Below are 15502 nucleotides of genomic sequence, written 5' to 3'. Positions count from 1 at the left end.
CGCGTGCGTGAAGGATGATGCCATCGCAACTCTCAAAAGCGTGTTACGCCACCGGGCGGCGCTCAGCTATGTGAGGGTTGGCGCGGCAGCGGCGGCATCTCGACGTGCGCCCGGCCGCGTTCGCCTAGCATCGGCCCATGCCTGAACTGCCCGAAGTCGAAACCACGCGCGCGGGCCTCGCGCCGCACCTGACGGGACGCCGCGTGCTCGGCGCGACGCTGCGCCGGCCGGACCTGCGCTGGCCGATCCCGCCGGAAATCACGGCCGTATTGCCCGGCCACCGCATCGACGCGGTCCGCCGCCGCGCGAAATACCTGCTGCTCGACACCGCTGCCGGCAGCGCGCTGCTGCACCTGGGCATGTCCGGCAGCCTGCGCGTGCTGCCCGCGGCCACGCCGGTGCGCACGCACGACCACGTCGACCTCGCGCTCGAGCCGCGGGGAGACGCACCGGAGGTGTTGCGGTTCAACGACCCGCGGCGCTTCGGCTGCCTGCTCTGGCAGCCGACGGGCACCGTCCACCCGCTGCTCGCCGGGCTCGGGCCGGAGCCGTTGTCGGATGCGTTCGACGGCGATTATCTGTTCGTGCGCAGCCGCGGCCGACGCGCGCCGGTCAAGGTGTTCCTCATGGACCAGGCGATTGTCGTCGGCGTCGGCAATATTTACGCGGCCGAAGCGCTGTTCGCGGCCGGCATCTCACCCACGCGCGCGGCCGGGCGCGTCTCGCGCGAGCGCTACGTCGCATTGGCCCAGGCGATCAAACGCATCCTCGCGTATGCGATTCAACGCGGCGGCACGACGCTGCGCGATTTCATCAGCCCCGACGGTGCGCCGGGCTATTTCGAGCAGGAGCTGCTCGTGTACGGCCGCGAGGGCGAGGCATGCCGTCGTTGCGGCGCTGCACTGCGCCATGCGCCGCTCGCGCAACGCGCGACCGTGTGGTGCGCGCGCTGCCAACGCTGAACGCGTTCAAGCCCGGCCATGCGTGAAGCTCATGCATAGGGAAGGAAAAATTTGCGCGCTATAGTCCGCGCCACACTGCAGCAGGACCCCCCTATGACCACCGCCAGCGCCGACATCACGATGCTGCTCGACGCTGCCCGCGGCGGTGATCGCGGCTCCCTCGATCGCGTGCTCGCGACGCTGTACCAAGAGCTGCATTCAATGGCCCGGCGCCAATTGGCCGGCCAACACGGGCACACGCTCGATGCGACCGCGCTGGTGCACGAGGCCTACCTCAAGCTCATCGGCCGCCGCGAGGCGCAGTTCGATGACCGCGCGCACTTCTTCGCGTACGCCGCGTCGGCGATGCGCTCGGTCGTCGTCGATTACGCACGCCAGCGCATGGCGCAAAAGCGCGGCGGCGACCTGCACCGCGTGACCGACCTGCCCGAAGACATCGAAGGCGGGCTGCGCCTGGACGAGGAAACGCTCGGCCTGGACACCGCGCTGACGCGCCTCGCGCAGGTCGACAAGCGCCTCGCGCAGGTGGTCGAGCTGCGTTACTTCGCCGGCCTGTCGGAGCTCGAAATCGCGGCGCTGCTCAAGCGCTCCGAGCGCAGCATCCGACGCGACTGGCAGAAGGCGCGCATGTTCCTGCTCGCCTCGCTGCGCGACGAACCGGCCGGCTGAAACGCGCCATGGCGCCGTTCGTCGGACGCACTGCGCACCGGGCCGATTCGCGACAGAACGCCCGTGCCTTGGACGCGCGCCGGGCGCGCATGCTGCATACGACCGCACCGGTCGGCTGACCGCACGCCATGGACGCCGAACGCTGGCAACGCCTGTCTCCGCTGCTCGATGAGCTCATCGAGCTCGAAGCGGCCGCGCGCGTGCGTCGCCTGGCCGAGATCGGTCGCGAGGACGCGGCGCTTGCCGCCGAACTCGAAGCGCTGATCGCGCTCGAGGAATCGGAGAGCGACTTCCTCGAAGAACCGATCGTCCCGCAGATCACCGCCGGGCTGCGCGCGGACAGTGTCGTCGGCCCGTACCGGCTCGAACGGATGATCGGCGAAGGCGGCATGGGCCAGGTCTGGCTCGCCGGGCGCGCGGACGGGCTGTACCAGCGCCGGGTCGCGCTGAAGCTGCTGCGCCCCGGCATCGCCGACCCGAACCTGCGGCTGCGATTCACTCGCGAGCGCGAAATCCTTGCGCGGCTCGCGCACCCGCACATCGCGCGCCTGCTCGATGCGGGCATCGCCGAAAACGTGCCCTACCTCGCGCTCGAGTACGTCGACGGCGAGCCGATCACGGATTACTGCAAACGGCACGGCACCCCAGTCGATGCGCGCCTGCGCATGTTCCAGCAGATCTGCGACGCGGTGAGCCACGCGCACGCGAACCTCATCGTCCACCGCGACCTCAAACCGTCGAACATCCTCGTGACGCCCGCGGGCGAAGTGCGCCTGCTCGATTTCGGCATCGCGAAGCTGCTCGACGGCGAAGCGCCGGTGATCGAGCAAACGCGCACCGGCATGCGCGCGTTCACGCTGCACTACGCCGCGCCCGAGCAGATCCGCGGCGAGCCGGTCACTACGATGACCGACGTCTATTCGCTCGGCGTCGTGCTCTACGAGCTGCTGACCGAGTGCAAGCCGTACCGCCTCAAGCGCAACACCGACGCCGAGTGGGAAGAGGCGATTCTCGCGGTCGACCCGCTGCGCCCGTCGCAGACGGTGCTTCGCCGCGGTGAGGGCGAGACCGCGGACCCGACCGCGATGCGGCGGCTCGCGCGCTACCTGTCGGGCGATCTCGACAACATCGTGCTCAAGACGCTGTCCAAGCGGCCCGAGCACCGCTACCCCTCCGTCGAAGCGCTCGCGCTCGATCTGCAGCGCTTCGAGGCCGGACGACCGGTGCATGCGCGCCCGCAGAGCCTGGGCTACCGGATGCGCAAGTACGTAGTGCGCCACCGCTGGGCGCTCGCGGCCGGCACGATGACCGCCACCGTGCTCGGCCTCGCGCTCGGCATCGTCGCGTGGCAGGCGCGCGAAGCCGTCACCGAGGCGGCGCGTGCACAGGCGATGCAGGACTTCATGGTCGGCCTGTTCGAACACGCCGGCGGCATGCCCGAGGACGGCGCGATCGACCTGCCGAGCCTGCTCGACGCCGCCGTCGAGCGCGGCGACCGCGAGCTTGCCCGCCAGCCGCGCGCGCGCGCCGAACTGCTCGGCGTGGTCGCGCGCCTGCGCGCCGGGCTCGGCGATTACCGACAGGCGCATGCGCTGCTCGATCGGCAGGCGGCGATCATCGACATCACCGAGGACATCCCGGTGAGCCTGCAGCTCGAATCGCTCGCGCTGCGCGGCGAAATGCTGCGCCGGCTCGGCGAGCCGCAGGCGTGCGTGGACCTCATGGCGCCCGAGCTCGCGACCGCACGGCGCGAACAGGCGCAGCTGCCGCCGCAGGCCGCGGAGTTCTATTCGCAGCTCGGCCGCTGCCGGCAGCTCGTCGGAGAACGGCAGCTCGCACGCGTGCTGTTCGAACGAGCGCTCACGCTGCGCAAGAGCGACACGGGCTCCGCCATTGGCGAAGTCGACAGCCGGCTCGATCTGGCCAGCCTCAGCGCCGATGCCGGCGACACCGCGGCGGCGATCCGCGCCTACGAGGCCGCGCGCGAGCAGCTGCTGAGCGAAGCCGGCGAGCGGCATCCGCTGTTGGTGTCGATCGCCCGGCGCCTCGCCGGTCTGCACCGCCGAGCGCGAGCTGCGCGCCGCGTATGCGCTCGCCACCGACATCAGCGGCGACCGGCACCCGACCACGCTCGCGGTGCGTCACGAACTCGGCGACGTGCTGCTCGTGCAGGGCCGCTACGGCCCGGCCGCGCGCGAGCTCGAGGGCTACCACCGCGCCCTCGTGGCACGCCACGGCGCCGGCCATGCCGAGCTGCGCAACAGCCACCGTGCGCTCGCGCGCGTGCAGCGCCAGCGCGGCGAAGTCGGCGCGGCGGAGACCTCATTGCGCGAGGCGCTCGCGATCAGCCGCCGCGGCGGCGATCCCGACCAAGTCGCCGAAGTGCAGATCGAACTGGGCGAGTTGCTGCACGCGACGGGCCGCGACGCACTGGCGCGCCCGCTCGTGCAGCAGGCGGTGGCGCTGCGTCGTGCGCGGCACGGCGAGAAGCACGCGTTGACGGTGGCCGCACGGCGCTTGCTCGCTGAGATCGATGCGAGCCTCGGCACCGCGCGGGCCGCGGTCGATTCGCCGCTGGAAGGTGTCGAGGCGCGGGGCTCGTAAGTCCGTGCTGTCGGCCCCTGGGTCGCTGCGGACCGCAGCGCGATGGTCGATCGACTGGCGGGGAGCCAAGCGCATGACGTAATCCCGGGGCCCGCATGTCGGGCCGGAAGCGCTGCGCGCACCGCCCGCGCCACGGCGGTCCCCCGCGGCCGCGCCGGCCTATCGCCTCACCACAGGTCCGGCTGCAGCGGCGCAATCGCGCCCTCGCCGCGCGTCACCTTCTTGAACTCCGCGCGCGACACCGACACGTAACGCTCGTTGCCACCGATCTCGACCTGCGGCCCGGCCTGCACCGCACGCCCCTGCGCGTCCACGCGCACGGTCATCGTCGCCTTCTTGCCGCTGTGGCAGATCGTCTTGATCTCGCTGATCTCGTCGGCCCACGCGAGCAGGTGCTGGCTGCCTTCGAACAGCTCGCCGCGGAAGTCCGTGCGCAGCCCGTAGCACAGCACCGGCACATGCAACGCGTCGACCACCTCGCTGAGCTGCCAGACCTGCTCGCGCGAGAGGAACTGCGCCTCGTCGACGAGCACGCAGCCGAGCGCGCCGTGCGCGTCGACGTTCGCACGCACGAGCGCCTCGAGATCCTGCGCTTGCGCGAACGCGGTCGCGTCGGCGCGCAAGCCGATGCGCGAGGCGACCACGCCGACGCCCGCCCGGTCGTCGAGGTTCGGCGTGAGGATCAAGGCCCGCATGCCGCGCTCGCGGTAGTTGTGCGCCGACTGCAGCAGCGTCGTGGTCTTGCCGGCGTTCATCGCCGAGAAATAGAAGTAGAGCTTGGCCATAGCGAAATTCTAGAGGCCCGACGCCCTTTGCTATATGGGCCAGGTGTGTCCAGCAGCCCACCAGCCGCCATGTCTGCACCAGGCGGACCGCGCTTCCGCGATGCGGCCGAAAGCCCCCTGTTGACACGTCGATTAGTTATAGGTAAAGCGAAATATCACTCTACAAGGAAAGGTAGACCATGAAGCACGCCCTCGCCGTATGCGTATTGATGTCGGTGACGTTCGGAAGCGGCATGTCCGCTGCGTCTGCGAAGGAACGCATCCACCTCGATCTCGAAACCTACCAAACTGCGATCAGCCACGCGGCCGGCCACCCCAATGAGCGGTCGCGCTGGCATGGGTTGTGGGCCTACAGCAACGGGCGGCATGCCGAAGCGCGGGAGTACTTCGAGCGGGCGGCTTACTTCGGGGACAAGCCGTCGCAGTACCTGTTGAGCGTCATGCACCAGAGCGGCGAAGGCGGCCCAAGCGATCCGGTGCTCGCTTATATCTGGGCCGACCTCGCGGCCGAGCGGGGCACCAGCGAGCCACTGCTCGCGTATCGGGAGCAACTCTGGGCCAAGCTGAGCCCTGAGGAGCAGAAGCGCGTGACTGAAGCGGGCCCGGCCGTGTATGAGCGCTACGGTGACGCCGTTGCGATGCGTCGCACGGAACACCAGATCGCACGCTTCTCAAGGAGCAAGACGGGCAGCCGCGCAGGTGGGGACAGCGGCATCATGAGCGTGAGCTTTGGGGGCGGCCAGCCGCCGCCACGCTTGGACTGCCCGCAACGGGGCAACAAGCCCGATTCCGCCATGTCACAGAACGACTTCTACGCGCGGGCGCGCACGAACTTTGCCGACTACTGGAAGCAGCAGGACGTCGCGCTGCGCGCGGTGCTGGTCGGCAACGTCAAGGTGGGCAAGGTGCAGCGGGCACGCTGAGGGCGGACACCCTCCGGCCTGCTGTTGCAAGTGTGGCGCCGTCCTCGCGTCGAGCGACGCGAAGACGGCTACCATGGCGCGCCGCAGCCCCGCAGTTGCCATGCACGGCCTCAACCCCCCGCAACGCGAAGCCGTCCTGCACACCGACGGCCCCCTGCTCGTGCTCGCCGGCGCCGGCAGCGGCAAGACGCGCGTGATCGTCGAGAAAATCGCGCACCTGATCACCGCGCGGATCATGCCGGCCAAGCGCATCGCCGCGATCACGTTCACGAACAAGTCCGCGAAGGAAATGCGCGAGCGCGTGGCGAAGCGCATCAAGGGCGACGCGGCCGACGGCCTCACCGTGTGCACGTTCCACGCGCTCGGCCTGCGCTTTTTGCAGATCGAGCACGAGAAGGCCGGTTTGCGTCGCGGGTTTTCCGTGTTCGACAGCGACGACTCGAACGCGCAGATCAAGGACCTGATGCCGGCCGGCAGCAAGCCCGATGTGATCGATGCGGCCCGCGGCCTGATCTCGCGTGCGAAGAACGCGGGGCTTTCGCCCGACGAGGCGATGAGGGAAGCGCGCAGCCCGCGCGAGGTGGAGGCCGCAACGGTTTACGACCTCTACCAGCGTCGACTGACCACGTTCAACGCGGTCGATTTCGATGACCTGATCCGGCTGCCGGTGCAGTTGCTCGAAGCCAGCGAAGACACGCGCCTCGCATGGCGCGAACGCATCGGCTACCTGCTCGTCGACGAGTGCCAGGATACGAACGACGCGCAGTACCGCCTGCTGAAGGCGATTGCGGGCCCGAAGGGGCTGTTCACCTGCGTCGGCGACGACGACCAGTCGATCTACGCCTGGCGTGGGGCCAATCCGGACAACCTGCTGCAGCTCGGCAAGGACTACCCGACGCTGCGCATCGTCAAGCTCGAACAGAATTACCGCTGCTCCAACCGCGTGCTGCGCGCGGCGAACGCGCTGATCGCGAACAACCCGCACGAGCATCCGAAGACGCTGTGGTCGGACCAGGCCGACGGCGAGCGCATCCGCATCTGGGAGTGTCGCGACGCGACGCACGAAGCGGAAAAAGTCGCGGCCGAAATCCAGTTCATCGCCACGGCCAAGCGCGCGCCGTGGAGCGATTTCTGCATCCTGTTCCGCGGCAATTTCCAGTCGCGCGCGCTTGAGAAATCGCTGCAGCTTCTGCGCGTTCCGTACCACCTGAGCGGCGGCACCGCGTTTCTCGAGCGCGGCGAGGTCAAGGACGCGCTGAGCTGGCTGCGTCTGATCGCCAACCCCGATGACGACGCCGCATTCTTGCGCGCCGTGCAGGCGCCGAAGCGCGAAGTCGGCGCGACGACGCTGTCCAAACTTGCGGAACTTGCGCACGGCGCGCATATGCCGATGTCGCGCGCTGCGGAATCGGTCGGCGCGCTCAAGCAACTCACCCCGCGTGCGGCGAACGCGCTCGACGGCTTCATGCAGATCGTGCGCAAGCTCCGCGCTGACGCCGCGAGGTTGTCGCCGGCCGAGCTCGTGCGCGAGCTCGCCGAACGCAGCGGCCTGCTGCGTGCGATCCGCGAGCAGTGCAAGGACCAGGCGATGTTCGAGCGCCGCAAGCAGAACATCGAGGAGCTCGCGGAGTGGTTCGACGGCGCACGCAATGCGGGCCCGGGCGAGCTCGCCGCCTCGCTCGCGCTGCTCTCGCATGCAGACAAGGGCGATGCCGGCAACCAGGTGCGGCTCATGAGCCTGCACGCCTCGAAGGGTCTGGAGTTCCGCTACGTGTTCATCGTCGGCCTCGAAGACGGCACGCTGCCGCACGAGGCCAGCCTCGACGAAGGCCGCCTCGATGAGGAACGGCGCCTGATGTACGTTGGTATCACACGCGCGAAAGAGCAGCTGTGGCTGTCGTATTCGAAGGTCGCGCAGAAGTGGGGCGACACGCTGCGCCTCAAGCCGAGCCGGTTTCTCGACGAGCTGCCGGCGTCCGAGTTGCAGCGCGACGGCGCCGATCCCGTCGCCGATGCCGAGCGCAAGCAGGAACGGGCGGCCGCGGGACTCGCGGCGATCCGGGCGTTGCTGGACGAGTAGATCGCACCCCGCTTGCTGCACCGCAGCAAACAGAGCTTGGCGGCGGGTGCGTTACGACGCGCGGGCGCGGTTCTGCGTGCCTCAAGCGCACTCAAGAAAACCGGTCGTGCAAAACGGTCGAGCTTCATGTTATCGATGTGACACGCGCCCCGGTTTATCCGGGCCGCCGTCACTTCGATTTCGAGCCCGGGTGGGGATTCGGGCACCAGCGCAGACCCTTTTGACCGCCCGTTTTTCGTCGGGAGGGCAGCGGCTTGCGTCTCGAACGGCGAGGTGGCCAGGGGGAGTCCTGCGCGACGCGCGGCTCTGAACGGAAACGCCGAGAGAGTTTTAACCATGTCAGTCCAGCAGGACCTTGTCCGCGCGCCGCGCGGAACGCACGCCTCATCGATCACACCGCACCGCGGAGCGCCCATGCGGCGGTCTGCCTTGTGCCTCGCGTTGGCCGCCGCGCTCACGCTTGCCAGCGCGTCCGCCCTTGCTGCCGAGGTGTGCACCACCAATGGCGACGCCACGCGGCCCGCGCTCGCGAGCGGCACGGAAGCACTCGCATGCGGGGAAAACGCCTACGCTGAAGGCGATCACAGCACCGCGGTCGGCGCCTCGAGCACCGCGATCGGCATCGGCGCCTCGGCGTTCGGCAGCGGCGCATTCGCGTTTGGCAACAATGCGCTCGCAACGGGCTTCAACGCGGTGGCGAACGGCACCAATGCCGTGGCCACCGGTGCGAACGCTCAGGCCACGGCCAGCGACAGTGCGGCGTTCGGCAGCGCTGCACTCGCGGCCGGCATCGACAGCCTTGCGGCCGGTGCGAACGCGCAGGCGAACGGTGCAAACAGCACGGCAGTCGGTGCGAATTCGTGGGCGACCGGCAGCGACAGCGTCGCGATCGGCGAAGGCAGCCGGGCCACCGGCGCCGGCTCGGTCGCGATCGGCGGCATGTCGGGCGCTGATACGGCATTGGCGTCGGGCATGAATTCGACCGCTCTCGGCGGCGGCACGTGGGCCACGGGCGACAACAGCACGGCGCTCGGCAACTTCTCCTATGCCGCGGGCGTCAGCAGCACGGCGGTCGGCCAAGGCGCTGCGGCCGTGGGTGCACTCAGCGCCGTGTTCGGTGCGGACGCCGTAGCGACGGCCGTCAACAGCGTCGCGCTCGGCACGGACTCGCTCGCGAATCGCGCCGACAGCGTATCGGTCGGCCGCGTCGGCAGCGAGCGGCAGATCGTCAACGTGGCCGCGGGCACGGCCGACACCGACGCCGTGAATATGGCGCAGCTCAATGCCGTTGCGGCCACCGCCGAGGCCACGAGCCAGTTCTTCACTGCCACCGGCGAGGGCACGGCGCTCGCGAACGGACTGGACGCGACGGCCGCCGGCTCGAATGCGCTGGCCGATGCGGACTACAGCACCGCGTTCGGTGCATCGAGCACCGCGCTGGGCCTCGGCTCTTCGGCGTTTGGCAGCGGTTCGTTCGCCCTCGGCGACTACTCGCTCGCGGCCGGCTTCAACGCGGTCGCGGCAGGTCTGAACGCCGTTGCCACGGGTGCAAATGCATCGGCGAGCGGTGACAACAGCGCGGCGTTCGGCAGCGCGGCGTCGGCCGGCGGCGTGAGCAGCACGGCGCTCGGAGCGAACTCCGCGGCGACCGGCGATCAGAGCATCGCAATCGGTGCAGGCAGCGAGGCCTCGGGCGCCGGCTCTGTCGCGATCGGCGGCATGTCGGGCGGTGACACTGCGCTTGCGTCGGGCGTGAATTCGACTGCGCTCGGCGGCGGCACCTGGGCGACCGGCGCAAACAGCACGGCCCTGGGCAACTTCGCCTTTGCCGCGGGCGCGAGCAGCACCGCGGTGGGTCAAGCGTCCTGGGCCGCAGGGGCCCTCAGTGCGGCGTTTGGCGCGAACGCAGTGGCGCTTGCGACGAACAGCGTCGCGCTCGGCACGGGCTCGCGCGCCGACCGGGCCGACAGCGTCTCGATCGGCAACGCGACCACCCAGCGCCAGCTGGTCAACGTCGCCGCCGGCACGGAAGACACCGACGCGGTCAACCTGGCGCAGCTCAAGGCCGTTGCGACCGCGGCGTCGACCACGAGCCAGTTCTTCACCGCCTCCGGTGAGGGCACGGCGCTCGCGAACGGACTCGATGCGACGGCCGCCGGTTCGGACGCGTTGGCCGATGCGGACTACAGCACCGCGTTCGGCGCATCGAGCACGGCGCTCGGCCTCGGCTCTTCGGCCTTCGGCAGCGGCGCGTTCGCGCTCGGTGACTACTCGTTCGCGGCCGGCTTCAATGCCGTCGCCGACGGGCTCAATGCAGTGGCCGTCGGTTCGAATGCATCCGCCACCGGCGCCGGCAGCGCCGCCTTTGGCAGCGCCTCACTCGCGACGGGTGCCAACAGCCTCGCGGGCGGCGCGAATGCCCACGCCGGCGGTGCAAACAGCACTGCGCTGGGCGCAAACGCCGCTGCGACGGGCGATGAAAGTATTGCGATCGGCCAAGGCTCGGCGGCGACGGGTGCAGGCTCGGTCGCGATCGGGGGCATGTCCGGCGGCGACACCGCGCTCGCATCGGGCGTGAACTCCACCGCGCTCGGCGGCGGCACCTGGGCCACGGGCGAGAACAGCACTGCGCTCGGCAACTTCGCGTATGCGGCCGGTGCGAGCAGCAGCGCCGTCGGCCAGGGCTCCGCGGCCGTTGCGGCGCTGAGTGCGGCGTTCGGTGCCGATGCGGTCGCACTGGCGACCAACAGCGTTGCGCTCGGCACCGATTCGCTGGCCGACCGCGCCGACAGCGTCTCGGTCGGCCGGGTCGGCTACGAGCGCCAGATCGTCAATGTTGCCGCCGGTACGGCCGACACCGACGCGGTCAACGTCGCGCAGCTCAATGCGCTGGCGTCGGCTTCGACGATCAGCAGCACCATGCAGATGGACATGGTGGCGCGCATGCTCGGCGGTGGCGCGAGCTACACCGGCGGCGTGTTGAACGCGCCGACGTACTCGATCCAGGGCAGCAGCTTCGGCAATGTCGGCGCGGCGTTTGCGGCGGTCGACGTGCAGCTGAGCGACCTGCGCACGACGATGGCGAGCCGGATTGCCGCCGGCACCGGCGACGGGCTCGCGGTCGGCGGTGACAGCCACGCGCGCGACACCACCGACACGGCGATCGGCCGCAATGCGACGGTCAACGCGGCCAACAGCACGGCGATCGGTGCCAACAGCGCGATCGCGGACACGGCGGACAACGCCGTGGCGGTCGGTGCCGACACCACGGTGACCGCGTCGGGCGGCACCGCGATCGGCCAGGGCGCCACGGTTACCGCGCAAGGCAGCGTCGCATTGGGCCAGGACTCGGTCGCCGATCAGGCGAACACCGTGTCGGTCGGCTCCAGCGACAACCAGCGGCGCGTGACCCACGTGGCCGCCGGCACGAGCGCCACGGACGCGACGAACGTTCGCCAGATGCAGGCCGGCGATGCCGCAACGCTGAGCTCGGCGCGCACGTACACCGACACGCGCTCCGCCCAGACCCTGTCCAGCGCGAATGCCTACACCGACGCCCGCATGTCGGCCATGAGCGATGACTTCCTGTCGCTCCGCAGCGATGTCGGCTACCGCCTCGATCAGCAGGACCACCGCATCGACCAGCAGGGCGCGATGTCGGCCGCGATGCTCAACATGGCGACCAGCGCCGCGGGCATCCGCACGCAGAACCGCGTGGGCGTGGGCGTCGGCTTCCAGAACGGCGCCACGGCGGTCTCGATCGGCTACCAGCGGGCGCTCTCCGAGCGCGCCACGGTCACGATCGGTGGCTCGGCCAGCAGCGATGACACCGCCATCGGCGCCGGCGTCGGCTTCGGCTGGTAAGCGCACGCGCTTCTTCCATCACTTCGCACACCACACCACTTCGTAAGCAAGGGAATCACATGAACCGCAACGACCATTTCCTGCGCCTGACGCTGCTCGCCGCGACGATCGCCACGGCGCTGGCCGCACCGGCCGCAATTGCCGCCCCGCGCTCGCAGCCCGCCTCGAACCAGACCGCCGCCTCAAGCGAAGCCGGCGCCCGCCTGATCGTGAAGTACCGCGACGGCAAGCTCTCGCCGAGCGCCAAGGCGCGCACCGTGGACGCAGCGGCCTCGCGCGCCCGCGCGCTGACCCCGGCCTCCGCGCAGAGCGGCCGCGCATCGCCGAAGGCACGCCACATGCGCACGCTCGGCGTGGGCGCCGAACTGCTGAAGCTCGACAGCCGCCTCAGCCCGACCGAAATGAACGCCCTGCTGCGCGAGCTCAAGAGCGATCCGGCCGTGGCGTATGTCGAAGTCGACCGCCTGTGGCAGCACACCGGCATCGCCGCCCCGCAGCTCGCGCCGAGCGACCCGGGCTACGCGACGAACCAGTGGCACCTGCAGAACACGGCAGGCGGCATGAACGCGACGGCCGGCTGGGACGTCTCCACCGGCGCAGGCGTCGTGGTCGCCGTGCTCGACACCGGCATCGTCCCGCATGCGGACATGAACGCGAACATGCTCGAGGGCTACGACTTCATCAGCGATCCGTTCGTGTCGCGCCGCGCCACCAATGCGCGCGTGCCCGGTGCGTACGATTACGGCGACTGGACTGCCGCCGGCGAATGCAGCGCCACCTCGACGGCGCGCAACAGCTCGTTCCACGGCACGCACGTGGCCGGCACGGTGGCGGAAGTCAGCAACAACGGCATCGGCGTCGCCGGTGTCGCGTTCAACGCGAAGGTGCTGCCGGTGCGCGTGCTCGGTCGCTGCGGCGGGTACACCTCCGACATCGCCGACGCGATCGTCTGGGCGTCGGGCGGCGCAGTCCCGGGCGTGCCGACGAACACCACGCCGGCGGAGGTCATCAACATGAGCCTTGGCGGCGGCCAGGCCTGCCCGTCGATCACGCAGGCGGCGATCGACAGCGCCGTCTCGCGCGGCACCACGGTCGTCGTGGCGGCCGGCAATTCGAACTCCGAAGTCGCGAACTTCAGCCCGGCCAGCTGCAACAACGTGATCAGCGTTGCGGCAGGCCGCGTCACCGGTGAGCGGGCGGGCTATTCGAACTACGGCACGTTGATCGACCTGACCGCGCCGGGCGGCGGCGGTGGCGTCGACGGCAACCCGAACGGCTACGTGTGGCAGGCGCGCAACTCCTCGACCACGTCGCCGGATCTGGGCACCGACACCTACAGCGGCTTCACCGGCACCTCGATGGCGGCGCCGCACGTGGCGGGCGTCGCGGCCATGGTGCAGAGCGTGGCCACGACGCCGAAGACCCCGGCGCAGATGGAAGCCCTGCTCAAGCAGGCGGTGCGTCCGTTCCCGATCGCGATTCCGGCCAGCACGCCGATCGGCACCGGCCTGCTCGATGCGAAGCTCGCACTCGACGCCGCCACGGCGCCGCCGGGCACGTCGGTGACGCCGCTGACCAACAAGGTGCGCGTGACCGGCATCAGCGGCGCGGCCGGCAGCAGCCGGATGTTCAGCATCGAGGTGCCGGCCGGCACGAGCCTGCTCAACGTCATGACGTTCGGCGGCACCGGCAACGTGGGCATCTACGTCAAGGCCGACGCACAGCCCACGACGTCCGACGCCGGCTGGCGCTCGGTGCGTCCGGGCAACAACGAAACCGTGCGCGTGAGCAGCCCGGTGCCGTGCACGTACTACGTGCTCGTCCACGGCACGGGTGATTTCAGCAACGTGACGCTTGAAGCCCGGGTCGACTGAGACCCGATGGCTTGAAAAGCCCGGCCTCGGCCGGGCTTTTTTTTGCCTCGCAGGCGGTGCGCGATGGTCACGCCGCGATGCTGCCCGCGCTCTTGAGCCGACTCGGCGGAACACCATGCATCCGCCGATGCGTGGATTATTCGACCGGATGTCGATGGCGCGTCCTACCGAGACGCAACCCGTCGCCGCGCCGCCAACGGTCGATGCATCCGGCTGCACACGCAGGTGACGAAGTCCGTGCGCGGTGCCGTCGCGTGGAGGGCCGCGCAATCGCGAGAGGCGATGGATGGCGCGCCTGGAGGGATTCGAACCCCCGACCAATGGCTTCGGAAGCCACTACTCTATCCGGCTGAGCTACAGGCGCGTGGCGCGCGCGGCGTGACCGCGCGGCCGGGCATTCTAGCCGGAAACCGCCGGGGCATGCGATGCGGCGCGTGCGGATTGAGGGCCGTCCCGCGACTCGCGGGCGCGCCGCACGCGTCCGCCGCGCGCGCTGCGCCTGCGCTCAGTGGTGCGCGGATGCAGCGTCCGCGCGGATGGACGGCGTTGCCGTGGCCGCGGAACGGCCTGCACCTTGCGCCTCTCGCGGACGTTGCCTCGTCCTGTGCGGGCGGTGGACCACCACACCGCGCTTGCTACGCTGACGCGATGACCGCCGCATCGCCCTCGCTCGATTCGCGCCCGACGTGGCGCCGCAAGCTCGCCCTGTATTGGCAACTGGTCCGCGGCGACCGGCCGATCGGCTGGCTGTTGCTGCTGTGGCCAACCTGGTGGGGACTGTGGCTCGCCGCCGAGGGGGTGCCGCCGCTGTGGACGCTCGTGGTGTTCTCGCTCGGCGTGTGGCTCACGCGGTCGGCCGGCTGCGTGATCAACGACTACGCCGACCGCTGGCTCGACCCGCACGTCGAGCGCACGAAGGACCGCCCGCTGGCGACCGGCGCGGTGCGCGGGCGCGAAGCGCTCATCGTGTTCGCGGTGCTCATGCTCGTCGCGTTCGGCCTCGTGCTCACGTTGAACCGGCTCACCGCGCTGCTGAGCCTCGTCGGTGTCGTGCTCGCCGCGAGCTACCCCTACCTCAAGCGCTACACGCATTTCCCGCAGGTCTACCTCGGGCTCGCGTTCGGCTGGGGCATCCCCATGGCGTTCGCGGCGGTGCGCGGCGAGGTGCCTGTGCTCGCGTGGCTGCTCTACGTGGCCAACATCCTGTGGGCGACGGCGTACGACACCTGGTACGCGATGGTCGATCGGGACGACGACCTGCGCATGGGCAGCAAGTCGACGGCGATCCTGTTCGGCGATCTGGACCTCGTCGCGCAAGGCGTGCTGTACGCGCTGTTCGTGTTCGCGCTTGTGCTCGTAGGCCAGCGCGCGGGGCTGGGGACGTACTGGTGGCTCGGCGTGGGCGTCGCGGCCGCGCTCATCGTGTACGAGTTCATGCTCGCGCGCGACCGCACGCGCAGTGGGTGCTTCCGCGCTTTTTTGCACAACCACTGGGTGGGCGCGGCGGTGTTCGCTGGGCTGGCGGCCGACTTCGCGCTGCGCTGAAGGCGAACCGGCAAACACGAGCGACACGAGCGCGGGCGCGCGCGAATTGCGCCTGCCACGCCGTCGGGCGTCGACCGTCGTGCAATGCGGTTGCAGCCACCGCACCGCGGCTTGACCGCGCGCTGAGCGCGTCATCGGGTCGCGGTGACTTCCGGCCCGTGGCTTCGCGCCGACGACGCGCTTCAATCACGTTCCC

8 protein-coding genes, 1 tRNA gene and 3 pseudogenes are annotated in these 15502 nt (G+C 70.0%); 10 read left to right on the top strand and 2 right to left on the bottom strand.

Features of this window, described 5'->3' with window-relative positions:
* The first annotated feature begins 137 nt into the window (after window positions 1-137).
* The 4 genes and pseudogenes from mutM to IE075_RS16025 all read left to right on the top strand — a co-directional run bounded on the left by mutM (window position 138) and on the right by IE075_RS16025 (window position 4235).
* Entirely contained in the window at window positions 138-962 is an 825-nt protein-coding gene (mutM, locus tag IE075_RS13855) for a bifunctional DNA-formamidopyrimidine glycosylase/DNA-(apurinic or apyrimidinic site) lyase (RefSeq protein WP_189457652.1), read from the top strand.
* 93 nt (window positions 963-1055) lie between these two features.
* A complete protein-coding gene (locus IE075_RS13850) occupies window positions 1056-1631 on the top strand; it encodes an ECF-type sigma factor (protein ID WP_189457650.1) in 576 nt (191 codons plus the stop codon).
* Between the two features lie 128 nt (window positions 1632-1759).
* Window positions 1760-2803: pseudogene (locus IE075_RS16030) on the top strand (serine/threonine-protein kinase); the annotation flags it as partial.
* 964 nt (window positions 2804-3767) lie between these two features.
* Complete coding sequence (locus IE075_RS16025) at window positions 3768-4235, top strand: tetratricopeptide repeat protein (RefSeq protein WP_425489383.1); 468 nt, start codon at window positions 3768-3770, stop codon at window positions 4233-4235.
* Window positions 4236-4402: 167 nt separating this feature from the next.
* Here the strand turns inward: IE075_RS16025 and IE075_RS13840 are convergent, their stop codons facing one another.
* A complete protein-coding gene (locus IE075_RS13840) occupies window positions 4403-5020 on the bottom strand; it encodes a thymidine kinase (protein ID WP_189457645.1) in 618 nt (205 codons plus the stop codon).
* Window positions 5021-5199: 179 nt separating this feature from the next.
* Between IE075_RS13840 and IE075_RS13835 the strand changes: the two genes are divergently transcribed.
* The 5 genes and pseudogenes from IE075_RS13835 (at window position 5200) to IE075_RS13820 (ending at window position 13761) form a co-directional block, all read left to right on the top strand.
* Window positions 5200-5943, top strand: coding sequence for a sel1 repeat family protein (locus tag IE075_RS13835; protein WP_189457643.1), 744 nt, complete (start codon window positions 5200-5202; stop codon window positions 5941-5943).
* 100 nt (window positions 5944-6043) lie between these two features.
* On the top strand, window positions 6044-8023 hold the full coding sequence (locus tag IE075_RS13830; RefSeq protein WP_189457641.1) for a UvrD-helicase domain-containing protein: 1980 nt from the start codon (window positions 6044-6046) through the stop codon (window positions 8021-8023).
* A 336-nt stretch (window positions 8024-8359) separates the two neighbouring features.
* Window positions 8360-10918, top strand: a pseudogene (locus IE075_RS13825) (ESPR-type extended signal peptide-containing protein); the annotation flags it as partial.
* A 177-nt stretch (window positions 10919-11095) separates the two neighbouring features.
* Window positions 11096-11887, top strand: a pseudogene (locus IE075_RS16020) (YadA family autotransporter adhesin); the annotation flags it as partial.
* 59 nt (window positions 11888-11946) lie between these two features.
* Entirely contained in the window at window positions 11947-13761 is a 1815-nt protein-coding gene (locus tag IE075_RS13820; protein WP_189457637.1) for a S8 family peptidase, read from the top strand.
* A gap of 287 nt (window positions 13762-14048) precedes the next feature.
* On the opposite strand, the gene IE075_RS13815 is transcribed toward IE075_RS13820, so the two are convergent.
* Window positions 14049-14125 (bottom strand) — tRNA-Arg (locus IE075_RS13815).
* A gap of 284 nt (window positions 14126-14409) precedes the next feature.
* Between IE075_RS13815 and ubiA the strand changes: the two genes are divergently transcribed.
* Window positions 14410-15306: a 4-hydroxybenzoate octaprenyltransferase gene (gene ubiA, locus IE075_RS13810; RefSeq protein ID WP_189457635.1), complete on the top strand. Its 897-nt coding sequence runs from the start codon at window positions 14410-14412 to the stop codon at window positions 15304-15306.
* Window positions 15307-15502 lie beyond the last annotated feature (196 nt).

Origin of the sequence: Cognatilysobacter bugurensis (assembly GCF_014652095.1) — a bacterium.
Taxonomy (GTDB): domain Bacteria; phylum Pseudomonadota; class Gammaproteobacteria; order Xanthomonadales; family Xanthomonadaceae; genus Cognatilysobacter; species Cognatilysobacter bugurensis.
Note: the sequence above shows the minus strand (reverse complement) of the source record. Positions and strands in the feature narration are given on the sequence as shown.